We start from the raw sequence: 20,143 nt of genomic DNA, 5'->3' as shown, positions 1-20,143 counted from the left end.
GGCGGATGTAAATCCGCCTCCTACTCGATTTTGAAATTTGATGAGATTTTTCCTGGTCTGCTCAAAGCAAGAGGCCTAGGCTTAGGCCTCTTGCCTCACGTTACTGCGTCGTCGTTTGTACGGCGATACTTATAGTCGGCGCTACCACTCGATATTCAATAGTGCTGTTCATGGTCCACTACATAACAACGCATGAAGCCAGGCTCCAATGTTTTTACCGTTAACCCTGTCAGTGATGGCTTAATATCCTGGTGTCTGGACGTATAAATAAAGCAGTGAGGAATACCCGTGCCTTTAACTCCGGTAGTGTCTGGTTTATCGGCTATGGATGACTGCTTTTTAGAAAGTCTGGTTGAGTTGGTACTATCGCTAAAGCCAGTTGCGTCGATATTGAAACGGTCCGATTCCGCTTTTGGCGAATTGCCTGTTGTATAGGTGCCCGATGTAAATGCTCTTGCACTTGTCGCTCTTGCGGGTGACGGTCATAACGACTGATCCGGGTAGGCGCCACTTGCCAGGATCGTTGGTGCCATCAACGAAGGAGTCGATAGTAACTCCTGGTTTTTTTTCTCGTCTTTAACAATTTTCAGGCGCCAAATATTTGAACTTTTGAAGTTGATCGAAAGGCAATTGTCCTTAGCGCGATTTATTCATACGCGTCATTACAATCTCAGCCATAAGTAAAAAACACCCAACTAGAACAAGCGGCGAGGAGTACTGCAATCCGACAAAAGCCAAAATACTGACAACAAAAAACAGTCACATTCTCCCAATTAAGTCGGTGATATATCATGATCAAGATCATGGCCTGCTTTTTAATTGGAGCTGTAACTGCAGGATGCAACGGCATCGTAAAACCCGACTTTTCGGGTCCTGCCAATAATTCATACTTTTCAGTCCACTCGGGGTTTCCCGCACCGTATCTATACATGGCCTCGGCCGTGCAATGGAACGATGACTATGCGGTAACCACCCGCCACACTCCGTTCATCCCCAACGTGAAGTACAGCTGCAGCACAGGCTGCGACCTGGTCTTCATCCAGCACAAGGCCAGCGGCCACTACCCTTCATGGCGCGCACCGCGTGTGGGCGAGAGCATCACTGCCGTTGGGACGAGTCCTTACCTCATGACCGCTACCGGGAAAGGCAAGGTGTATCAAACGCCTTTCATCAACGCCGATGAACACAGCGGTGATCTCTATGCCATCCATGATGCTCCGCTGGTCAAGGGCATGTCGGGTGGGCCGGTCCTCACCAGTGACGGCTGCATTGTGGGCATCAATATCGGTTTCTACTCAACCACTCTGAACGATGTGAGCAATAACTCCGGCGTAAAGGGGGCTGAGAGGATCAGCATCTTTATTCCTTACTCGATCATTCAGCGCGAGTGGGGGATATTGCAGGCAAAACTCAACGACCCACACGGCGCGAGGTATGTCGCGAAGTAGCTTTCAGCTATCAACCAATAAGCGGCGCGGCGGCCGGGTTCTGCTGTCACTCTTGAATGGGAAGGTCAGCTCGCAGCGCCTGCATGGGCAAGATGTCCCTCCTGCACTCCGGCGATCAGGTGCAGTGGGATGTTCTGCTGTACTTCAATGGACGGTACCTCGAAGCTTCCTACAATCTGGAGCTGCCGCTCGCTCACTTCGGTCGACTCTGCTGCCTTTTCCCTGGCCATTCTCGCGTGGTTCATTGCGATTTCGTTGAGCGTTGACACGTTACATCTCCTGGTGACTGGCCAAGCGTATCGCTGGAGTCCTAAGCTTTAGTTGAATGGCTACTGCGTCAGAATCATGTCGTTCCGGCCGCTGCTACACGCGATGTTAGCAATCCTCAAGCCACGGAAGTGGGTGAATTCCTCGTTGTGTTTTCCTGGGCGACGAATGGCAGGCCGCCGTGGATGATAGTCCGGATTCTTTGCCATTCAGGCGTAAACTAGTTTGGCTGCGTCATCGAAAGGAGCCGCCCATGAACGTCGATCAAATCAGCAAGCAGGCATCTGTGGACAAGGCTGTTTGGGATCAATACTTCTGCACTGCATTAATTGCGGAAAGCAATTTGACTGCCCCGATTGTGGGCGGTGCTACGCACGAAGACAGGCAGAACCTGTTGATCGAGAGGGCGATAGCCCTCGCCGACAAAATGATGGAAAGTAGAAAATAAACAGAGCCCAGCCATCGCGCTGGGCTCTTTGCGTGCGGGGTCGTGCTCCGACGCGGGTGATGCGTGTGTTGCGGTTCAAACGATCAACTCTACCTTGCCGCTTGCCAGGCGATAAATGCCTCCCACTATCTTCAACTTGCCCTTGCTCTGCGCATCGGTCAGCAATGGCGAGGCCTGTTTCAGGCTGTTGACAGAGTTTTTGACGTTCTGCGCGGTGGCGTTTTCCATCAGGCTCCCGGGTTGCTTCAGCACTGTCTCGATGGCCGACTTGAGTGCGTCAGTCAGTTTCGGGATATGGCCAGGGAAAATCGTCTGATCCTTGACGGCCTTGATGCCTGCCTCGATGGCGCCACAGCTCTCATGACCGAGTACGAGAATCAGTGGGGCGCCCAGTACGGCAACCCCGTATTCAAGACTGGCCAGGCCTTCCGGTGTCACGAAGTTGCCCGCGACGCGGATGGAGAAAAGATCGCCTCGCGCGGTATCAAACGCATATTCCGGGGCGATCCGCGAGTCAGAGCAACTCAGTACTGCCACGAACGGATTTTGACCGGACACCAGGGCCTCTCGCTCAGCCTTGAAATCGTGTGTTGTGGAAGTACCGCTTACATACCGATCATTGCCCTCCATCAGTCTTTTCAGTGCCATATCGGGACCGATTACGTTTTGAGGTTTCGGTGGGGCTGACGCTTTTTCGGCTGCCTGGATGAGCTTGCCGGGCAGTGTGCCGGTCAGCAGCAGGGCGCCTGCGCCCAATCCGGCAAGTTGAAGAAAACGACGGCGGCCTGTTGTGTTTGAAGCAGAGCTTGAATCACATGATTCACACATGATTTTGTTTACTCAGTTCAATGCGGTGAGAGTGGGTTGTCGTTGGGGCCGATACTGCCACGGGCGCTCAATACCAGCGCAGTGGAGTCTAGTTGGTCTCTCATATTGTGTTCCGGGCAATGTCCGCAGATGCCGTGCAAACAGCCTTTTCATGGGCTACTACTGACAGGCTCTTACAACTTCGACCTGGCAGGAGTTTCTTGATGCTGACTCACTGGTTTCTAGCGGCGGTTCATCTTTTGGCATTTGCCTTGGGATTTTGGGCGGTGTTGGTTCGAGGCACCGCTTTTCGGCGTTTGGCCGATGGGGCCGCGCAAGTGCGCAGTGTTCTGATGGCGGACAATATCTGGGGTATTTCAGCTGTCGTTTTGCTGGTCAGCGGGGGGATGCGAGCCTTTGGCGGGTACGAGAAAGGCACGGACTATTACCTGCATCAGCCGCTGTTTCATCTGAAGATGACGCTGTTCGTCCTGATCTTGCTGCTGGAGATTGCGCCAATGGTGACGCTGATCAAATGGCGGATAGCGCTTGCCCGTAAAGTGGCGATCGATACAGGCCGTGCGAAGCTATTTGCGCGGATCAGTCATGTCGAGGCGCTGCTGGTGCTGCTGGTGGTGGTGGCGGCGACGGGTATGGCGCGTGGCGTGATGTTTGGTTGATCACGCAGTTAACGCGTACTTCCATGGGGTGAGCCAGAAAAGTCTGACAGCCAGAGCGTTGAGCTTGTCGCTAGTATCGGCCCCTGGAGGCTTGTGTGGAAAGCAGGCGGAAGCGATGCAATGCCGAATCTTTAGCCAGCCGTGATTCCGGACTGAACGGGCTGGCTACTGACTGCAGCAGGATTCAGGGTTGCGGCTTTTCCGGGGCGGTCAGGCCAGCCTGAATGCGCTGATAAATTTCTTCTCGATGCACTGCAACGTCCTTCGGGGCGTTGATGCCGATCCTGACTTGCTGGCCGCTTACGCCCAGGATGGTGATCGTAATGTCATCACCAATATTTATGCTTTCACCGACTTTGCGGGTGAGTATCAGCATGGTCTTCTCCTTGATTGCTTTGTGGGGCACCTGATTCGGACAGTGCAGAGGTCGGTGGTATGTATAGATTAGTGCGAAGTCTCGCGGTTTGGGTGCCTCTTTCTGACGTGCAGATGTGGCATTAATTCCCAAGGCGTAACTATACAGAGGCCGCAACCATCATTCTCGTTGTTTTGAGCCCATTTTACGGCACTCGTGAAGTATTCATGGATGTTAAAATCCCTGTTTTATGGATTTAGAGGGAAACGCCGTGCGCAAAATGGTTTTGGTAATCGCGATATTGGCGCTGGCGGGATGTGGCGAGGGCAGTAGTGTGGATGCGCCGAAGCCTGAACCGGCCGTGGCTGCCGTCCCCGCGGCGGTGTCCGGCCCGCAATGGGATCTTGAAGTGCGAGGTGAAACCCCTCAGGCAGTCAGCGACTTGAGTGGCTGGCTGATCGAGCACAGCTTCATGTCCAGTGTCGTCAAGGAAAATGGCAATACGCGAATCCTGATGGGGCCGTTCAATTCGAAAGCCGAGGCCGAGACCAAACAGGATGAGGTCCGTGCGGCGCTCACTCGCGCGAAGAAACAGAACATCGAATTGCTGGTGCTTGAGCGTCCGGCCGCTCAGTAACGTTCTGTACTGCGGATGCTCAAGAAACAAAAAAGGTCTCGTGCGCTCAGCCCCCGAGGCCTTTTCAATTTCGGGTACTGCCTGGATTCAGCCGCAGGCCTTCATGTCTACCGGGCCGACAAACTCGTTGCCGCGCCCCATGACGCACGCCACGCTCTGGTTGCGTTGCCGTTCCCAGGCCTGAACCGGATAGGTTTTGTCCCACGCTTCGTACAGCTGCCGATCCCGTTTCGACAGACGTAAACCATACTGCTTGCTCATGTAGAAGTACGTTCGGGCGATCATGCCGCGGATGGAAGGGCGGGGCATGACTTTCTTGGCCTTGAAGTCGATTTGGGTCAGGCACGAACCATATTGTCCCGACTGCTCGGGCAACCAGCCGAAGCTGAAGTTGCTGCGATCGCCGTTGACCTCGCCAATGCTGGGCACCAGGTTGTGCAGATCGGACTCGGCCTTTTGGTAAGCCGGGTCGTAGCGGGTGCAGTTCTTGCGGCCGCCTTCTTGCCAGCACTGGCGTTGATGGCCGATCTGCCAGGCCGGAACGATATGCTCCCATTCGATGCGGGATGCGCGTTTGGCATTTTTACGTGGCACGTAACCGCAAGCGGCAAGGTTCACCCGGTTGCCGGTGTACTTGCAGCCACAGTAAAACTCGGTGGATTGGGGCGCGTAGAGTTTCCACGCCACCTTTTTCGCTTCGGTGAAGGTGCGCGGGGCGTCGGCTTGCGCGCCCATGACAGAAAACAGGAACAACAAAACAAACCAGCGGGCACTCATCGACTCAATCTTCCTTCGGCACAACCCAGAAAATCTGCACGCCGCCATCGTCGCGATAGGCGAGGGTGACGTTGTCGTTCTCGTCGATTTCTTCCAGCAAGCGTTCCCATTCATCCATCGGCTCGTCAGGAAGGCGGAAGATCAGCGCTGCCCTGGCCTTTTGTGCGGTGGGAGAGTTGATGATTTTCTGAACGCGCAGGCCCATGCGTACATAGGTGTCAGGGGAGGAGGAGGTGGTGTCCATGGGATTATCCTTATTAAGCTGTACGTGCATACAGTATTTTACTGTAGGCCATTTCGCAACTGCTTAAAAATCAGGAAAATCCTCTGACGGCGGTTTGTTCCGTTTGGCGTAAGACGAGGGGATTTTTTTTGTCAGATCCAGTGGCGGCCACTCGCCAGGGCTGGCGAATGGCGCACGGGGTGCCCGACCGGATCGGTCGGGCGAGGGCGAATCAGTATTCCCAGAACATCCGTTGCAGCTCTTTGCTGTCATTGGTTTTGGTCAGCGCGACCATTGCCAGGATCCGGGCCTTTTGCGGGTTCAGATCGTGAGCCACGACCCAGTCGTATTTATCGTCAGGCTGTTCGGCGTTGCGCAATACAAAGCCGCCGGCGTTGACGTGGGAGGAGCGAATGATCTGCACGCCATCCTTGCGCAAGGCTTGCAGGGATGGAACTACCCGCGACGATACCGAGCCATTGCCGGTGCCGGCGTGGATGATGGCTTTGGCGCCGGCTTGAGCCAGGGCCTTGTAAGCAGTGTCGCTGACGTTGCCGTAGGAATAGGCAATTTCGACGTCAGGCAGGCTCTTGATGTTCTTGATGTCGAATTCGGAATCCATGGTGTGGCGCTTGGCCGGCAGGCGGAACCAGTAGGATTTGCCCTCTACCACCATGCCCAGCGGACCCCAGGGGCTTTTAAACGCTTCGGTCTTGATGTTGATCATCTTGCTGACGTCGCGACCCGACTGGATTTCATCGTTCATGGTCACCAGCACGCCTTTGCCCCGTGCGTCTTTGCTGCTGGCCACGGCCACCGCGTTGTACAGGTTCAGCATGCCATCGGCGGACATCGCGGTGCCTGGGCGCATGGAGCCCACGACAATGATCGGCTTCTCGGTTTTTTCCACCAGGTTCAGGAAGTACGCAGTTTCTTCCAGGGTGTCGGTGCCGTGGGTGATCACGATGCCATCGACGTCTTTGCTGTCGGCCAGTTCAGCCACACGGCGACCCAGCTGCAGCAGGTTTTCGTTGGTAATGCTTTCGGAGGCGATCTGCATGACCTGTTCGCCGCGAACGTTAGCCAGTTGGCTCAGCTCGGGAACGCCAGCGATCAACTGTTCAATGCCGACTTTCGCCGCTTGATAGGTTGCGCTGTTGGCGGAGCTGGCCCCTGCGCCGGCAATGGTGCCGCCGGTGGCCAGGATCACCACGTTGGCCAGTTTCTGTTGGGTTTCGGCTTCTTTGGCCTGGAGGGCGGTGGGCAGAAGCAGCAGGAGGGCCAAGGCGCCCGGAACAAAGTTCTTGAGTGCAGATGTCATTATTTTTCTCTTCTGGTTGTGAGGCGGTGCAGATGCAAGTTCATCTAGCCCCAGGCGAATCTGAACGCTGAGGGTGCGAGGGGAAAAGCAGGATCTGTACCAGTAATACTTGGAATCGAAAAATCCGCCTAAACTAATGATTTGTAACGGTATTTATGTTTGTGTCCAAGCCGGTTTCGGGGGCGGGGCGTCCGGAATGCCGAACATGTTTAACTTTCGCGTTCGGCTCTCCGAAACGGATCGCGGTCTTGTTTAAGGTTTCAACGGGTCAAATCATCCGTCACGACTAAAGAAACGCCCGCGCCGGTCGATGCTCCTCCAAGGGATCTTTTCTTCAGGAATTCACATGTCGTTATCTATTGGCTTCCCGAATGCCGCGGGCATCACCATCGGGGGGAAGTCTGCGGCGACCCTTCGCGCTTTGGGCGATGCGATTGAGGATGCGGCTGCCAAAGCGCCGGGTGTAAAGGAAGGCGACGGCACCCAGGTTAAAACCGGTCCGGTAGGTCTGGGGGAGAGTGCCGGCGCACAGGCCGAGTCGGAAACCAGCGATAACACCAGCGTTGCGGTGAAGATCCTGCTCAAGCGTTTGCAGGAGCTTCAACAGCAATTGCGCGAGCAACAGCAGCAACTGGCGCAGGCCCAGGCGGCGTCCTATCCGACTCCGCAAGCCAAGACCACGGCGGTAACGGCCATTCAAGGGCAGGTCGCCGACACCAACGGCGCCATCCTGCAAGTGAGTGCGAGTCTGATCAAAGAGCTGGCCAGGGGTTCTGGCACGGGATCGCTAGTCAACACCACGGCGTGAACCGGATGCCGTTTTTCGCTGAACATCTCTGAAAGCACTTTTCAGGTCGTTGACAAATACCGGCAGGGTTCGCATAGTTTGCTTCACGCAAACGTTTGCGCGGCTCCAGTGGTGGCTTTCCATCGCGGTGGGTCGTGAAGCTTACGCCGGCGCAAGCGTTGCTCACAATAATCATAAGATCGGAGTGAACCCATGAAGCTGCCATTCGCTGGACGTCTTCTCGCTGTCGCTATGCTGGCCGCCGCATCCGCAGCATTGCCTGTCTCCTCGGCTTTTGCTGAAGTCGCTGAAAAACCGAAAGTCGCACTGGTCATGAAATCCCTGGCCAATGAGTTCTTCCTGACCATGGAAGATGGCGCCAAGGCTTACCAGAAAGATCACTCCGGCGAATTCGAGCTCATCTCCAACGGCATCAAGGATGAAACCGACACCGCAGGCCAGACGCGCATCGTCGAGCAGATGATCCTGGCCAAGGTCAATGCATTGGTGATTGCACCGGCAGACTCCAAAGCCATGGTCCCGGTGATCAAGAAAGCCATCGATGCCGGTATCACCGTGATCAACATCGACAACCAGCTGGACCCCGCCGTCGTCAAAAGCAAAAACATCAATGTTCCATTCGTAGGCCCGGACAACCGCAAGGGCGCACGGCTGGTGGGCGATTACCTGGCCAAACAGCTGAAGGCCGGTGACGAAGTCGGCATCATCGAAGGTGTGTCCACCACCACCAATGCCCAGCAGCGGACCGCAGGTTTCAAGGATGCGATGGAGGCGGCGCAGATCAAGGTCGTGTCCGTGCAATCCGGTGACTGGGAGATCGACAAGGGCAACAAGGTAGCTGCGTCGATTCTCAGCGAATACCCGCAAACCAAGGCCCTGTTGGCCGGCAACGACAGCATGGCGGTCGGTGCGGTATCTGCTGTGCGCGCCGCGGGCAAGGCCGGCAAGGTGCAAGTGGTCGGCTACGACAACATCAATGCCATCCAGCCGATGCTCAAGGATGGTCGCGTGCTGGCCACGGCGGACCAGTTTGCGGCTAAACAGGCGGTGTTCGGCATCGAGACGGCATTGAAGATTCTCAAGGGCGAGAAGGTCGACGGTGGCGCCAATGGCGTGATCGAAACGCCGGTAGAACTGGTCACCCAATAGCCTTCTGGCGACGCAGCGGCGCTCGTCCAGCCGGACGAGCGCATGGAGAGTTTTTATGTCAGTTTCCGTCCCGAACGCTGTCCTCTCGGTCAGCGGTATCGGCAAGACCTACGCCCAACCGGTATTAGCCGGCATCGACCTGACGCTCATGCGCGGTGAAGTGCTGGCGTTGACCGGCGAGAACGGCGCAGGCAAAAGCACGCTTTCGAAGATTATTGGCGGGCTGGTCGCGCCGACCACCGGCCAGATGCAGTTTCAGGGGCAGGACTATCGTCCGGGTAGCCGGGCTCAGGCTGAAGCGCTGGGTATCCGCATGGTCATGCAGGAACTCAATCTGTTGCCAACCTTGTCGGTGGCGGAAAACCTGTTTCTCGACAACCTGCCCAGCAACGGCGGCTGGATCAATCGCAAGCAGTTGCGCAAGGCTGCCATCGAGGCCATGGCGCATGTCGGGCTCGACGCCATTGACCCGGACACCCTGGTCGGCGAACTGGGCATCGGGCACCAGCAAATGGTGGAGATTGCCCGCAACCTGATTGGCGATTGTCATGTGCTGATTCTCGACGAGCCGACGGCGATGCTCACCGCGCGCGAAGTCGAAATGCTGTTCGAGCAGATCACCCGTCTGCAGGCTCGCGGCGTATCGATCATCTACATCTCCCACCGCCTCGAAGAGCTGGCGCGGGTCGCGCAACGCATTGCCGTACTGCGCGACGGCAACCTGGTTTGCGTCGAGCCTATGGCCAACTACAACAGCGAGCAACTGGTCACCCTGATGGTCGGGCGCGAGCTCGGCGAACACATCGACATGGGCGCGCGCAAGATTGGCGCTCCGGTGTTGACGGTCCACGGCCTGAGCCGTGCCGACAAGGTTCGTGACGTGTCGTTTGAAGTTCGTGCCGGCGAGATTTTCGGCATTTCCGGTTTGATCGGCGCGGGGCGCACCGAGCTGCTGCGTCTGATCTTCGGTGCCGATATCGCCGACCGCGGCACGATTGCCCTGGGCTCGCCGGCACAGGTCGTCGGTATCCGTTCGCCAGTGGATGCGGTGGGGCACGGTATCGCGTTGATCACCGAAGATCGCAAGGGTGAAGGCCTTTTGCTGACCCAATCGATCGGCGCCAACATCGCCTTGGGCAACATGCCCGGCATCTCCAGCGCTGGCTTGGTCGACAACGATCGCGCAAACGCCCTGGCCCAGCGTCAGATCGATGCCATGCGCATTCGCAGCTCCGGTCCGGCTCAGTTGGTGTCCGAGTTGTCCGGCGGCAATCAGCAGAAAGTCGTCATTGGCCGTTGGCTGGAGCGCGACTGTTCGGTGTTGCTGTTCGACGAGCCGACCCGCGGCATCGACGTCGGCGCCAAGTTCGATATCTACAACCTGCTCGGTGAGTTGACCCGCCAGGGCAAGGCGCTGGTGGTGGTCTCCAGCGACTTGCGCGAGCTGATGCTGATCTGCGACCGGATCGGTGTGCTGTCGGCAGGAAGTCTGATCGATACGTTCGATCGCGACAGCTGGACCCAGGATGAGTTGCTCGCCGCTGCTTTTGCCGGCTACCAAAAACGTGATGCGCAGCTCTTTGAAGCCGCGCCTAGGGATCTTCCATGAAAACCGCTTCTTTCGCCGGCACACGCAGTGGCAATTTCTACGGCCTGGGCACCTACCTGGGGCTGGCGGGTGCCTTGTTGGCGATGATCGTGCTGTTCTCGGTGCTGAGCAGTCACTTTTTGTCTTACGATACTTTCAGCACCCTGGCCAACCAGATTCCGGACCTGATGGTGCTGGCGGTCGGCATGACCTTTGTGTTGATCATCGGTGGCATCGACCTGTCGGTAGGCTCGGTGCTGGCGCTGGCGGCCTCGACCGTGAGCGTGGCGATGCTTGGCTGGGGTTGGAGCGTGTTGCCGGCGGCGCTGCTGGGCATGGCCGTCGCGGCGCTCGCCGGTACCATCACCGGCTCGATCACGGTGGCCTGGCGGATTCCGTCGTTCATCGTGTCCCTGGGCGTGCTGGAAATGGCTCGCGGGGTGGCGTACCAGATGACCGGCTCGCGTACGGCTTACATCGGCGATGCGTTCGCCTGGTTGTCCAACCCGATTGCCTTCGGCATTTCACCGTCGTTCATCATTGCGTTGCTGATCATTTTCATCGCCCAGGCTGTGTTGACCCGCACGGTGTTCGGTCGCTACCTGATCGGTATCGGCACCAACGAAGAGGCGGTGCGGTTGGCGGGGATCAATCCCAAGCCTTACAAGATCCTGGTCTTCAGCCTGATGGGGTTGCTGGCTGGTGTTGCCGCGTTGTTCCAGATTTCTCGCCTGGAAGCCGCCGACCCGAATGCCGGCTCCGGTCTTGAATTGCAAGTGATCGCGGCCGTCGTGATCGGCGGCACCAGCCTGATGGGCGGGCGCGGCTCGGTGATCAGCACGTTTTTTGGCGTGTTGATCATTTCCGTGCTGGCCGCGGGGCTGGCGCAGATCGGCGCAACCGAGCCAACCAAGCGCATCATTACCGGCGCGGTGATCGTGGTGGCGGTGGTGCTGGACACCTATCGCAGTCAACGCGCAAGCCGGCGGACCTGAGTCATGGCGACGATCAAAGATGTGGCAGCCCTTGCCGGCATTTCCTACACCACGGTTTCCCATGTGGTGAACAAGACCCGCCCGGTCAGTGAAGAAGTCCGGATCAAGGTCGAGGCGGCCATCCAGACCCTTGATTATGTTCCCAGTGCGGTGGCCCGTTCACTCAAGGCCAAGACCACGGCGACCATCGGCCTGTTGGTGCCCAACAGCCTCAACCCGTATTTCGCCGAACTGGCTCGGGGCATCGAGGACTACTGCGAGCGAAACGGTTACTGCGTCATCCTGTGCAACTCCGACGACAATCCGGACAAGCAGCGCAGCTATCTGCGTGTGCTGTTGGAAAAACGCATCGACGGCCTGATTGTCGCCTCGGCCGGCGGCGACAGTCGCCTGGTGCAAGGTCTTAAAGGCGTCCGCACGCCCATGGTGATCGTCGACCGCGGACTGGACGGTATCGATGCGGACCTGGTGCGCATCGACCATGAATACGGCGCGTATCTGGCGACCCGGCACCTGCTGGAACTGGGGCACCGGGATATCGCCACGATCAGCGGGCCGGAAAACACCAGCGTGGCGCAGATGCGTCTGGCGGGTTATCGCCGGGCATTGAAGGAGGCGGGCGTCGAAGTCTCTCCCGAGCGCATGCTGGAAAGCGATTTCACCAGCACCGGCGGTTACGGCGCCGCCGCAATTCTGCTGGAAAACAACCCGCCTACCGCCATTTTTGCGGCCAACGACATGATCGGCATCGGCGTGCTACGGGCCGCCGCCGAGCGCAATATTCGCGTACCGAGCGAGTTGTCGGTGATCGGCTTCGACGATATCCAGATGAGTCGGTATGTCTATCCGTCGTTGACCACGGTGGGGCAATCGATCGTGCAACTCGGCGAAATGGCCGCCGAAGTGCTTTTGCGGCGAATCGCCACGCCGGGCCTGGCGACCGATCAGCGGATCGTGACGCCGAGTATCGTCATACGTGAATCGACGGCGCCGCTGGCCGGCGTGTTTGCCCAGTGCCGTTGAAACAGAAAGCCGTTGAAAACAGAAAGCCGCCGAAACAGAATCGATGAGTAGCAATGTATGCCAGCAAAAGTAGTGGTAATAGGCAGTTTGAACATGGACCTGGTGACCCGGGCACCACGCTTGCCCAAGGGCGGTGAAACGCTGATTGGTCAGTCGTTCAGCACCGTCTCCGGCGGCAAGGGCGCCAATCAGGCCGTGGCTGCGGCGCGGTTGGGGGCCCAGGTGTCGATGATCGGGTGCGTGGGTAATGACGCCTATGGTGAGGCACTGTGCGGGGCGCTGTTGGCCGAGCAGATCGATTGTCAAGCGGTGAGCACCGTTGACGGTTCCAGCGGCGTGGCGTTGATTGTGGTCGACGACAGCAGTCAGAACACCATCGTGATCGTCCCTGGCGCCAATGGTGCATTGACCACAGAAGCCATTGACCGTTTTGATTCGGTGATACAGGCGGCGGACGTGCTCATCTGTCAGCTGGAAGTGCCCGATGCTTCTGTTGGTCATGCGCTCAAGCGCGGTCGCGAGTTGGGCAAGACCGTCATCCTTAATCCGGCACCGGCCAGTCGTCCGTTGCCATCGGACTGGTATGCGTCCATCGATTACCTGATTCCCAACGAGAGCGAGGCGTCGGCCCTGAGCGGTCTGTCGGTGGACTCCCTGGACACCGCGCGAGCCGCGGCGACTCGCCTGATTGCCCTGGGCGCCGGCAAGGTGATTATCACCCTCGGTGCGCAAGGTTCGCTGTTTGCCGATGGCCAACGCTTCGAACATTTCCCCGCACCCGTGGTAAAGGCTGTCGATACCACGGCGGCCGGCGATACGTTCGTCGGCGGTTTCGCGGCGGCGCTGGCCGCGGGTCAAGATGAGGTGCAGGCGATCCGCTTCGGGCAGGTGGCTGCGGCGTTGTCGGTCACCCGTGCCGGCGCGCAACCTTCGATTCCCGCCTTGAGCGATGTGCAGGCGTTTAAAACCCCATGAAAAAAACACCCTTGCTCAACATTGCACTGTCGCGGCTGATCGCCTCATTGGGGCATGGCGACAGGGTCGTCATCGGGGATGCGGGGCTGCCGGTTCCACCGGGCGTTGAATTGATCGACCTGGCCTTGACCCATGGCATTCCGGATTTTGTCAGCACCTTGAAGGTCGTGCTCAGTGAGATGCAGGTCGAAAGCCATGTGCTGGCGCAGGAAATCTTCGATAAAAAGCCGTCGGCCCTGGTCACGCTGGAAGCGCTGAACGACGAAGGCGCACTGGGTCGGCGTGAGGTGCTCACCCATGAACAATTCAAGGTCCTGAGCCGGCAGGCAAGGGCGATTGTTCGGACAGGCGAGTGTCAGCCGTACTGCAACATTGTGCTGGTCGCTGGCGTAACGTTTTGACTGGCTGTCCGCGTTTTGATTTCCCTGGCACAACGACTGCGCCACGTATGGCTATGCTCAGAAACTGCACCCACTGCTCCGGAGTCTGCTGCTTTTGTCCCTGATTACTGCAACCAACGCCCAGGCGGCACATAAGATCGACTTGATCATCGACACCGATCCAGGGGCTGACGATGTCGTTGCCCTGTTGTTCGCCCTGGCATCGCCGGACGAGCTGAATGTGCGGGCGTTGACCACCGTTGCGGGCAACGTTCGCCTGGACAAGACCTCGCGCAATGCGCGACTGGCCCGGGAATGGGCGGGGCGTGAGGAGGTGCCGGTTTATGCCGGTGCGCCCAGGCCGCTGATGCGCACGCCGATCTATGCCGAGGATATTCATGGTAAGGAAGGTCTGTCGGGCGTCGCCGTGCATGAGCCGAAGAAGGGCCTGGAAAAGGGCAGTGCGGTGACCTACCTGATCGATGCGCTGAAATCGGCCAAGCCCCACAGCATTACTATCGCCATGCTCGGCCCGCAGACCAATCTGGCCCTGGCGCTGATGCAGGAGCCGGGTATCGTGCGGGGCATCAAGGAAGTGGTGGTCATGGGGGGTGCGCACTTCAATGGCGGCAACATCACGCCGGTGGCTGAGTTCAACCTGTTCGCCGATCCCCAAGCCGCTGAAGTGGTACTCAGGAGTGGTGTAAAGCTGACCTACCTGCCGCTGGATGTGACCCACAAGATCCTTACCAGCGAAGCGCGCCTGAAACAGATTGCCGCGCTGAACAACAACGCCAGCCGGCTGGTGAGCGACATTCTCAATGAGTACATCAAAGGTGACATGGAACACTACGGCCTTCCGGGCGGCCCGGTGCATGACGCCACGGTTGTCGCTTACCTGCTCAAGCCGCAGTTGTTCAGCGGTCGCTCGGTCAACGTGGTGGTCGACAGTCGCGAAGGACCGACCTATGGACAAACCATCGTCGACTGGTATGACGGCTTGAAAGCGCCAAAGAACGCCTTCTGGGTTGAAAGCGGCGATGCCCAGGGCTTCTTCGATCTGCTGACCGAGCGCCTGGCCCGCCTGAAGTAAGCATCATCTCCCGCAGGTGCCTGCCTGCGGGATTCACTCCCTCGCGCTTACCGCTTAGGCCTTCTGGTCCGACAGATGTTTCTCGAAAATCTGCTCGATGAACGATTGGGCGGCTTCGGTTCCAAGGTCCCTGACCAGCAGGTCGATACCGATAATGGCGAGCTCCTCCGTGCTGCCTGGGCTGTAGGAGCTGTGGCCGTCTTGCCACTTGGCCTTGATGTCAGCGTCGATGCTTACGGTGGTCATGATGGCGCTCGTGAGGTCGGGGAAGTCTGAGTGCCGAGTTAACCACTTTGCGGGGCTTTTGACACGTCGACTTAGGCAGCAAAGGAGGGCTGTGCGACACTTGGTCTTTGACGAATATTCAAGGAATGCGCTGTGCAGATCGATTTGAACTCCCCGGATGGCCTGACCCTTGAGGCGGTGCGTCAGTTGCTGGCCGGCGCCAGTGACGATGAACACACTCAGTTGCGGGTCACCAAAGGCGGCATTGCCTACATCTCCTCGGGTGTCGTGGGCGGTACCGATATCGACGGGTTGTTGTTCCGGCTCGAAACCTGGGCCAAGGGCTCCGGTTATGTCGGGCGGGTCGCGGCCAGCGATGAAGTCTGGGTCATGCAAATCTTCAATGCCTTGAAAGAGAACTGGCCCAATCCGCCTTACGACTACATCGACGTCTATTGAGCGTCGTTAATATTCAGTCACGATTCAGTGATTAAGGGGAGCGCGGCGCTCAGGCAGAATCGCGACTCGTCCGGATCATGGGCAGGCACTGCCTGTGAAACCAAACGCCAGTCTGGTTGTCGCACGATCTCAGCTTAATCATTGAATAAGGAGGCTTCATGCCTTGGAAGCTCGCGTCATTGGGTACTTTGTTGGCCGTTGCCACGCTGGCCGGTTGCAGCACTACCTCTACCGAGTCGGCAACAACGGATGTTGCGACGACTGACACGGGTCACAGCCGCTGTGAAGCGAAGGCTGCCGAGTTCACCATCGGCAAACAGGCATCGCCGCAATTGCTTGAGCAGGCGCGTACCCGCGCAGGAGCGCAAAACGCGCGGTTCCTGTTGCCAACCGACATGGTGACGCTGGAGTACCGTTCGGATCGCCTGAACCTGAACACCGATGCCAGTAAGGTCGTCACCCGCGTCAACTGCGGCTGATCCTTCGGCTTTTGTTTCACCCATAAAAAACCCCGTCACATGGACGGGGTTTTTTTAGTGCGCCTGGAAATTACTCTGGGCGAACTTGAGCAGCTTGCATACCCTTTTGGCCTTTCTCAGCCACGAAGGAAACAGTCTGGCCTTCTTTCAGGCTTTTGAAACCGTCGCTTTCGATAGCTTTGAAGTGTACGAACAGGTCGTCACCGCCACCTTGAGGAGTGATGAAGCCGAAGCCTTTTTCATCGTTGAACCATTTAACGGTGCCGGTTTGGCGATTAGACATGGTGTATCTCCAAGAAACATATATTTTCAGTAGTACTGTGCTGCTCAGGCCAACTGGGCACACCCGGATATCATAGTCGAAATGTTCGCTTTGGGAGCCCCCCGGGCGAGCTGTTTGCCGATCAGTCGCGGTTTCTTTGTGTCTTGAGATGGCTGAAAGCCCCGTGTTATAAGGCTTTCAGCCGGAAGTAAAGACGATAAAAAAAGCTGTAAAACCTTCAAAAAATGTCAGACAAAGCGACATTCGGCCTGTTTTTTCGGTCATTGCAGGTGAAAAAATCAATGCGAGAAGCTTATTTCTTCGCCCCGGGATCGGGCCTGCAAGTGGCGATTTTCTTCATCGCCTGATTTCCCAGTTCTTGACTGGCCGTGCCGTCCATCAATGCCTGAAGGTCTTTGGCAGGATAGGATTTGATCTGGTCGGCGCCGCAACCACAGAGGGCTTTTGCCTTCGCATCACCGATCTTTTGTGCCGCTGCAGGGACGCATTGCGCCATGTATTTCTCGCGCTCACCCTTTGGCCAATCGGCGTGGGCGGCCAATGGCAGCAGCAGAACGATGGGTGCGACTACGGCGAACAAACGGTTCAGACGCATGCTGGGATGCTCCTTGTGGGTCAATGACGTGTTATCTGAGGGGCGAAGCGGTGTTCAAGTTCAGCACTCTGGCATAAAAACGCCTGATTTGCCGCGTTGGAAAGCCTCTGCGCAGCTACCACCGTTCATCTGTGCTAGCATGCCTCGCTCGGGCGTTTGCGGGCTCCGACGGACCTTCAGTCCCGGCGGCGGCAGATGCGCGATTAACCCTGATTTGAATCCCAGTCACTCTGGTTCGGTTTTCCGGTTGGCCGCAAGGCTCCTGCCGCTGTAAGGCAGGCGTTCGTCATTGAATGGCCTGGACCGGATCTTGTACTGGCTCATCCCAACCCACGTGACCTTTGGTAGGGGTCACCACTAGGAGAGGAGGCGCCATGCCAACTATTACTCTTCCCGACGGCAGTCAACGTTCATTCGATCACCCGGTTTCCGTAGCCGAGGTCGCCGCATCCATCGGTGCAGGTCTGGCCAAGGCCACCGTGGCCGGCAAGGTCAATGGCAAGCTGGTCGACGCCAGCGACATCATCGACAGCGACGTGTCGCTGCAAATCATCACGCCAAAGGATGAAGAGGGGCTGGAGATCATTCGCCACTCTTGCGCCCACCTGGTTGGCCATGCGGTCAAGCAGTTGTACCCGACCGCCAAAATGGTCATCGGTCCGGTCATCGATGAAGGTTTCTATTACGACATCGCTTTCGAGCGTCCTTTCACTCCGGACGACCTGGCCGCCATCGAACAGCGCATGCAGCAGCTGATCGAGAAAGATTACGACGTGATCAAGAAAGTCACTCCGCGCGCCGAAGTGATCGAAGTGTTCAAGGCCCGTGGCGAAGACTACAAGTTGCGCCTGGTCGAGGACATGCCGAACGAGCAGGCCATGGGCCTGTACTATCACGAAGAATACGTCGACATGTGCCGCGGTCCGCACGTGCCGAACACGCGCTTCCTGAAATCCTTCAAGCTGACCAAGTTGTCCGGTGCCTACTGGCGCGGCGATGCCAAGAACGAGCAATTGCAGCGCGTCTACGGCACCGCATGGGCGGACAAGAAGCAACTGGCCGCCTACATCCAGCGCATTGAAGAAGCCGAAAAGCGCGACCACCGCAAGATCGGCAAGCGCCTGGGCCTGTTCCACACCCAGGAAGAAGCGCCGGGCATGGTGTTCTGGCACCCCAATGGCTGGACTTTGTACCAGGTGCTCGAGCAGTACATGCGCAAGGTGCAGCGCGACAACGGTTACCTGGAAATCAAGACACCCCAGGTCGTTGACCGCAGCCTGTGGGAAAAGTCCGGGCATTGGGCCAACTACGCCGACAACATGTTCACCACCCAGTCGGAAAGCCGCGACTACGCGATCAAGCCGATGAACTGCCCGTGCCACGTGCAGGTGTTCAACCAGGGCCTGAAAAGCTACCGCGAGTTGCCGATGCGCCTGGCCGAATTCGGTGCCTGCCACCGTAACGAGCCATCGGGTGCCTTGCACGGCATCATGCGCGTGCGTGGATTCACCCAGGACGACGCGCACATTTTCTGCACCGAAGAACAGATGCAGGCTGAATCCGCAGCGTTCATCAAGCTGACCATGGATGTCTACGCCGACTTTGGCTTCACTGATGTCGAGATGAAGCTGTCCACTCGTCCGGAAAAACGCGTCGGTTCCGACGAGCTTTGGGATCGCGCCGAAGCTGCGCTGGCCGCAGCCCTTGATAGTGCGGGCCTGCCGTACGATCTGCAGCCGGGCGAGGGTGCGTTCTACGGTCCGAAGATCGAGTTCTCGCTGAAAGATTGCCTCGGTCGCGTCTGGCAATGTGGTACCCTGCAGCTCGATTTTAACCTGCCTGTCCGTCTGGGAGCCGAATACGTCTCCGAAGACAACAGCCGCAAGCACCCGGTCATGTTGCACCGGGCGATCCTGGGGTCCTTCGAACGTTTCGTCGGAATCCTGATCGAGCACTACGAGGGCGCATTCCCCGCGTGGCTGGCTCCGACCCAGGCAGTGGTGATGAATATCACTGATAAACAGGCTGATTTTGCCGCCGAGGTCGAAAAAACTCTCAACGAAAGCGGGTTTCGTGCCAAGTCTGACTTGAGAAATGAAAAGATCGGCTTTAAAATCCGCGAGCATACTTTGCTCAAGGTTCCTTTTCTCTTGGTTATCGGAGATCGGGAAGTCGAGATGCAGACTGTCGCTGTGCGTACTCGTGAAGGTGCTGACCTGGGCTCGATGCCCGTCGCCCAGTTCGCTGAGTTTCTCGCGCAAGCGGTTTCCCGGCGTGGTCGCCCAGATTCGGAGTAATTATTATTAAGCGTGAAATGAGACAAGATAAACGAGCTGCACCGAAAGCCCCGATCAACGAGAATATCTCGGCACGCGAGGTTCGGTTAATTGGAGCTGAAGGTGAACAGCTTGGGATTGTGTCAATTGAAGACGCGCTTCTTAAGGCTGAAGAGGCCAAGCTGGATCTGGTGGAGATTTCCGCCGATGCAGTACCACCTGTTTGCAAACTGATGGACTACGGCAAATCGATCTTCGAAAAGAAGAAACAGGTTGCTGCGGCCAAGAAAAACCAGAAGCAGATTCAGGTTAAAGAAATCAAGTTTCGTCCAGGGACGGAGGAAGGGGATTACCAGGTAAAACTGCGCAACCTGGTACGTTTCCTGAGTGATGGGGACAGGGCCAAGGTATCCTTGCGATTCCGCGGCCGTGAGATGGCCCACCAGGAGCTGGGGATGGAACTCCTCAAGCGAGTTGAAGGTGACTTGCTCGAGTACGGTTCGGTCGAACAGCATCCTAAGATGGAAGGACGCCAGCTGATCATGGTCATCGCCCCGAAAAAGAAGAAGTAATCAACAGGGCACGGCAGGCCTTCTGATTATGTTTATCAACTGAATGCGGAGTATCCGAACATGCCAAAAATGAAGACCAAAAGTGGTGCTGCTAAGCGGTTTCTGAAAACTGCTAACGGTATCAAGCACAAGCACGCTTTCAAGAGCCACATCCTGACCAAAATGTCGACCAAGCGTAAGCGTCAACTGCGCGGTAGCAGCTTGCTGCATCCGTCTGACGTGGCAAAAGTCGAGCGCATGCTGCGCCTTCGTTAATTTTAGTCAAGAATAGAGGAAGTAA

26 protein-coding genes are annotated in these 20,143 nt (G+C 57.4%); 17 read left to right on the top strand and 9 right to left on the bottom strand.

Annotation, left to right across the window (positions count from 1 at the left end):
* Nucleotides 1-791: 791 nt before the first annotated feature.
* Entirely contained in the window at nt 792-1,448 is a 657-nt protein-coding gene (locus tag ACM6IK_RS06180; RefSeq protein WP_414873590.1) for a trypsin-like peptidase domain-containing protein, read from the top strand.
* A gap of 65 nt (nt 1,449-1,513) precedes the next feature.
* Here the strand turns inward: ACM6IK_RS06180 and ACM6IK_RS06175 are convergent, their stop codons facing one another.
* Nucleotides 1,514-1,717, bottom strand: coding sequence for a hypothetical protein (locus ACM6IK_RS06175; protein WP_414873589.1), 204 nt, complete (start codon nt 1,715-1,717; stop codon nt 1,514-1,516).
* Nucleotides 1,718-1,968: 251 nt separating this feature from the next.
* Between ACM6IK_RS06175 and ACM6IK_RS06170 the strand changes: the two genes are divergently transcribed.
* On the top strand, nt 1,969-2,163 hold the full coding sequence (locus ACM6IK_RS06170) for a hypothetical protein (RefSeq protein ID WP_223547767.1): 195 nt from the start codon (nt 1,969-1,971) through the stop codon (nt 2,161-2,163).
* Nucleotides 2,164-2,238: 75 nt separating this feature from the next.
* Here the strand turns inward: ACM6IK_RS06170 and ACM6IK_RS06165 are convergent, their stop codons facing one another.
* Entirely contained in the window at nt 2,239-2,991 is a 753-nt protein-coding gene (locus ACM6IK_RS06165; RefSeq protein WP_414873588.1) for a carbonic anhydrase, read from the bottom strand.
* 203 nt (nt 2,992-3,194) lie between these two features.
* Here ACM6IK_RS06165 and ACM6IK_RS06160 point away from each other — a divergent pair, with 203 nt between their 5' ends.
* Entirely contained in the window at nt 3,195-3,650 is a 456-nt protein-coding gene (locus tag ACM6IK_RS06160) for a DUF2214 family protein (protein WP_414873587.1), read from the top strand.
* 184 nt (nt 3,651-3,834) lie between these two features.
* Here the strand turns inward: ACM6IK_RS06160 and csrA are convergent, their stop codons facing one another.
* Complete coding sequence (gene csrA / locus ACM6IK_RS06155; RefSeq protein WP_053161267.1) at nt 3,835-4,026, bottom strand: carbon storage regulator CsrA; 192 nt, start codon at nt 4,024-4,026, stop codon at nt 3,835-3,837.
* Nucleotides 4,027-4,276: 250 nt separating this feature from the next.
* On the opposite strand from csrA, the gene ACM6IK_RS06150 reads away from it, so the two are divergent.
* Nucleotides 4,277-4,642 carry an SPOR domain-containing protein gene (locus ACM6IK_RS06150; protein ID WP_414873586.1) on the top strand — a complete coding sequence of 122 codons (366 nt, stop codon included), beginning with the start codon at nt 4,277-4,279 and terminating at the stop codon, nt 4,640-4,642.
* Between the two features lie 87 nt (nt 4,643-4,729).
* Here ACM6IK_RS06150 and ACM6IK_RS06145 read toward each other — a convergent pair whose 3' ends face one another.
* The 3 genes from ACM6IK_RS06145 to ACM6IK_RS06135 form a co-directional block, all read right to left on the bottom strand.
* Complete coding sequence (locus tag ACM6IK_RS06145; RefSeq protein WP_414873585.1) at nt 4,730-5,419, bottom strand: endonuclease; 690 nt, start codon at nt 5,417-5,419, stop codon at nt 4,730-4,732.
* A 4-nt stretch (nt 5,420-5,423) separates the two neighbouring features.
* Complete coding sequence (locus ACM6IK_RS06140; protein WP_414873584.1) at nt 5,424-5,663, bottom strand: DUF1654 domain-containing protein; 240 nt, start codon at nt 5,661-5,663, stop codon at nt 5,424-5,426.
* A 211-nt stretch (nt 5,664-5,874) separates the two neighbouring features.
* Nucleotides 5,875-6,963 carry an asparaginase gene (locus ACM6IK_RS06135; protein ID WP_414873583.1) on the bottom strand — a complete coding sequence of 363 codons (1,089 nt, stop codon included), beginning with the start codon at nt 6,961-6,963 and terminating at the stop codon, nt 5,875-5,877.
* A 346-nt stretch (nt 6,964-7,309) separates the two neighbouring features.
* Between ACM6IK_RS06135 and ACM6IK_RS06130 the strand changes: the two genes are divergently transcribed.
* The 8 genes from ACM6IK_RS06130 to ACM6IK_RS06095 all read left to right on the top strand — a co-directional run bounded on the left by ACM6IK_RS06130 (nt 7,310) and on the right by ACM6IK_RS06095 (nt 14,974).
* Nucleotides 7,310-7,771 (top strand): hypothetical protein, encoded by a 462-nt coding sequence (locus ACM6IK_RS06130; RefSeq protein WP_414873582.1) that lies wholly within the window; start codon nt 7,310-7,312, stop codon nt 7,769-7,771.
* A 192-nt stretch (nt 7,772-7,963) separates the two neighbouring features.
* Complete coding sequence (locus ACM6IK_RS06125) at nt 7,964-8,920, top strand: sugar ABC transporter substrate-binding protein (RefSeq protein WP_414873581.1); 957 nt, start codon at nt 7,964-7,966, stop codon at nt 8,918-8,920.
* 55 nt (nt 8,921-8,975) lie between these two features.
* On the top strand, nt 8,976-10,529 hold the full coding sequence (locus ACM6IK_RS06120) for a sugar ABC transporter ATP-binding protein (RefSeq protein ID WP_414873580.1): 1,554 nt from the start codon (nt 8,976-8,978) through the stop codon (nt 10,527-10,529).
* Complete coding sequence (locus ACM6IK_RS06115; protein WP_414873579.1) at nt 10,526-11,503, top strand: ABC transporter permease; 978 nt, start codon at nt 10,526-10,528, stop codon at nt 11,501-11,503. Before ACM6IK_RS06120 ends, ACM6IK_RS06115 begins: the two co-directional genes overlap by 4 nt.
* A gap of 3 nt (nt 11,504-11,506) precedes the next feature.
* Entirely contained in the window at nt 11,507-12,526 is a 1,020-nt protein-coding gene (locus ACM6IK_RS06110) for a LacI family DNA-binding transcriptional regulator (RefSeq protein ID WP_414873578.1), read from the top strand.
* 57 nt (nt 12,527-12,583) lie between these two features.
* Nucleotides 12,584-13,501 carry a ribokinase gene (gene rbsK / locus ACM6IK_RS06105; protein WP_414873577.1) on the top strand — a complete coding sequence of 306 codons (918 nt, stop codon included), beginning with the start codon at nt 12,584-12,586 and terminating at the stop codon, nt 13,499-13,501.
* Nucleotides 13,498-13,902, top strand: a complete 405-nt coding sequence (gene rbsD / locus ACM6IK_RS06100; RefSeq protein ID WP_414873576.1) for a D-ribose pyranase — start codon at nt 13,498-13,500, stop codon at nt 13,900-13,902. The genes rbsK and rbsD overlap by 4 nt, the downstream gene beginning before the upstream one ends.
* A gap of 64 nt (nt 13,903-13,966) precedes the next feature.
* A complete protein-coding gene (locus ACM6IK_RS06095) occupies nt 13,967-14,974 on the top strand; it encodes a nucleoside hydrolase (RefSeq protein WP_414873597.1) in 1,008 nt (335 codons plus the stop codon).
* 54 nt (nt 14,975-15,028) lie between these two features.
* On the opposite strand, the gene ACM6IK_RS06090 is transcribed toward ACM6IK_RS06095, so the two are convergent.
* Entirely contained in the window at nt 15,029-15,220 is a 192-nt protein-coding gene (locus ACM6IK_RS06090; RefSeq protein ID WP_218428921.1) for a hypothetical protein, read from the bottom strand.
* 132 nt (nt 15,221-15,352) lie between these two features.
* On the opposite strand from ACM6IK_RS06090, the gene ACM6IK_RS06085 reads away from it, so the two are divergent.
* Both ACM6IK_RS06085 and ACM6IK_RS06080 read left to right on the top strand, forming a co-directional pair.
* On the top strand, nt 15,353-15,658 hold the full coding sequence (locus tag ACM6IK_RS06085; RefSeq protein ID WP_007975706.1) for a hypothetical protein: 306 nt from the start codon (nt 15,353-15,355) through the stop codon (nt 15,656-15,658).
* A gap of 158 nt (nt 15,659-15,816) precedes the next feature.
* Nucleotides 15,817-16,137 carry an I78 family peptidase inhibitor gene (locus ACM6IK_RS06080; RefSeq protein WP_414873575.1) on the top strand — a complete coding sequence of 107 codons (321 nt, stop codon included), beginning with the start codon at nt 15,817-15,819 and terminating at the stop codon, nt 16,135-16,137.
* Between the two features lie 70 nt (nt 16,138-16,207).
* On the opposite strand, the gene ACM6IK_RS06075 is transcribed toward ACM6IK_RS06080, so the two are convergent.
* The gene (locus tag ACM6IK_RS06075; RefSeq protein WP_003179963.1) at nt 16,208-16,420 is read right to left on the bottom strand and encodes a cold-shock protein; all 213 of its coding nucleotides are present in this window, start codon (nt 16,418-16,420) and stop codon (nt 16,208-16,210) included.
* Nucleotides 16,421-16,712: 292 nt separating this feature from the next.
* The gene (locus tag ACM6IK_RS06070; protein WP_414873574.1) at nt 16,713-17,015 is read right to left on the bottom strand and encodes a hypothetical protein; all 303 of its coding nucleotides are present in this window, start codon (nt 17,013-17,015) and stop codon (nt 16,713-16,715) included.
* Nucleotides 17,016-17,389: 374 nt separating this feature from the next.
* On the opposite strand from ACM6IK_RS06070, the gene thrS reads away from it, so the two are divergent.
* From thrS to rpmI, 3 genes are read left to right on the top strand one after another with little or no spacing between them, the layout of a single operon-like run.
* Nucleotides 17,390-19,312 (top strand): threonine--tRNA ligase, encoded by a 1,923-nt coding sequence (thrS, locus tag ACM6IK_RS06065; protein ID WP_414873573.1) that lies wholly within the window; start codon nt 17,390-17,392, stop codon nt 19,310-19,312.
* Nucleotides 19,312-19,863: a translation initiation factor IF-3 gene (gene infC, locus ACM6IK_RS06060; protein ID WP_172668659.1), complete on the top strand. Its 552-nt coding sequence runs from the start codon at nt 19,312-19,314 to the stop codon at nt 19,861-19,863. Before thrS ends, infC begins: the two co-directional genes overlap by 1 nt.
* A gap of 60 nt (nt 19,864-19,923) precedes the next feature.
* Nucleotides 19,924-20,118 carry a 50S ribosomal protein L35 gene (gene rpmI / locus ACM6IK_RS06055; protein ID WP_002553160.1) on the top strand — a complete coding sequence of 65 codons (195 nt, stop codon included), beginning with the start codon at nt 19,924-19,926 and terminating at the stop codon, nt 20,116-20,118.
* Nucleotides 20,119-20,143 lie beyond the last annotated feature (25 nt).

Source organism: Pseudomonas sp. IT-196MI5, from assembly GCF_949767415.1.
Lineage (GTDB): Bacteria > Pseudomonadota > Gammaproteobacteria > Pseudomonadales > Pseudomonadaceae > Aquipseudomonas.
Note: the sequence above shows the minus strand (reverse complement) of the source record. Positions and strands in the feature narration are given on the sequence as shown.

Excerpts from the sequence above, each read along its gene's own strand:
- thrS (WP_414873573.1), top strand. The coding sequence starts at position 17,390 with ATGCCAACTATTACTCTTCCCGACGGCAGTCAACGTTCATTCGATCAC.
- ACM6IK_RS06170 (WP_223547767.1), top strand. The coding sequence starts at position 1,969 with ATGAACGTCGATCAAATCAGCAAGCAGGCATCTGTGGACAAGGCTGTT.
- ACM6IK_RS06125 (WP_414873581.1), top strand. The coding sequence starts at position 7,964 with ATGAAGCTGCCATTCGCTGGACGTCTTCTCGCTGTCGCTATGCTGGCC.
- rpmI (WP_002553160.1), top strand. The coding sequence starts at position 19,924 with ATGCCAAAAATGAAGACCAAAAGTGGTGCTGCTAAGCGGTTTCTGAAA.
- csrA (WP_053161267.1), bottom strand. The coding sequence starts at position 4,026 with ATGCTGATACTCACCCGCAAAGTCGGTGAAAGCATAAATATTGGTGAT.
- ACM6IK_RS06140 (WP_414873584.1), bottom strand. The coding sequence starts at position 5,663 with ATGGACACCACCTCCTCCTCCCCTGACACCTATGTACGCATGGGCCTG.
- ACM6IK_RS06090 (WP_218428921.1), bottom strand. The coding sequence starts at position 15,220 with ATGACCACCGTAAGCATCGACGCTGACATCAAGGCCAAGTGGCAAGAC.
- ACM6IK_RS06115 (WP_414873579.1), top strand. The coding sequence starts at position 10,526 with ATGAAAACCGCTTCTTTCGCCGGCACACGCAGTGGCAATTTCTACGGC.
- ACM6IK_RS06110 (WP_414873578.1), top strand. The coding sequence starts at position 11,507 with ATGGCGACGATCAAAGATGTGGCAGCCCTTGCCGGCATTTCCTACACC.
- ACM6IK_RS06180 (WP_414873590.1), top strand. The coding sequence starts at position 792 with ATGATCAAGATCATGGCCTGCTTTTTAATTGGAGCTGTAACTGCAGGA.
- rbsK (WP_414873577.1), top strand. The coding sequence starts at position 12,584 with ATGCCAGCAAAAGTAGTGGTAATAGGCAGTTTGAACATGGACCTGGTG.
- ACM6IK_RS06070 (WP_414873574.1), bottom strand. The coding sequence starts at position 17,015 with ATGCGTCTGAACCGTTTGTTCGCCGTAGTCGCACCCATCGTTCTGCTG.
- ACM6IK_RS06080 (WP_414873575.1), top strand. The coding sequence starts at position 15,817 with ATGCCTTGGAAGCTCGCGTCATTGGGTACTTTGTTGGCCGTTGCCACG.
- ACM6IK_RS06165 (WP_414873588.1), bottom strand. The coding sequence starts at position 2,991 with ATGTGTGAATCATGTGATTCAAGCTCTGCTTCAAACACAACAGGCCGC.
- ACM6IK_RS06075 (WP_003179963.1), bottom strand. The coding sequence starts at position 16,420 with ATGTCTAATCGCCAAACCGGCACCGTTAAATGGTTCAACGATGAAAAA.
- ACM6IK_RS06160 (WP_414873587.1), top strand. The coding sequence starts at position 3,195 with ATGCTGACTCACTGGTTTCTAGCGGCGGTTCATCTTTTGGCATTTGCC.
- ACM6IK_RS06130 (WP_414873582.1), top strand. The coding sequence starts at position 7,310 with ATGTCGTTATCTATTGGCTTCCCGAATGCCGCGGGCATCACCATCGGG.
- ACM6IK_RS06120 (WP_414873580.1), top strand. The coding sequence starts at position 8,976 with ATGTCAGTTTCCGTCCCGAACGCTGTCCTCTCGGTCAGCGGTATCGGC.
- rbsD (WP_414873576.1), top strand. The coding sequence starts at position 13,498 with ATGAAAAAAACACCCTTGCTCAACATTGCACTGTCGCGGCTGATCGCC.
- ACM6IK_RS06135 (WP_414873583.1), bottom strand. The coding sequence starts at position 6,963 with ATGACATCTGCACTCAAGAACTTTGTTCCGGGCGCCTTGGCCCTCCTG.
- ACM6IK_RS06145 (WP_414873585.1), bottom strand. The coding sequence starts at position 5,419 with ATGAGTGCCCGCTGGTTTGTTTTGTTGTTCCTGTTTTCTGTCATGGGC.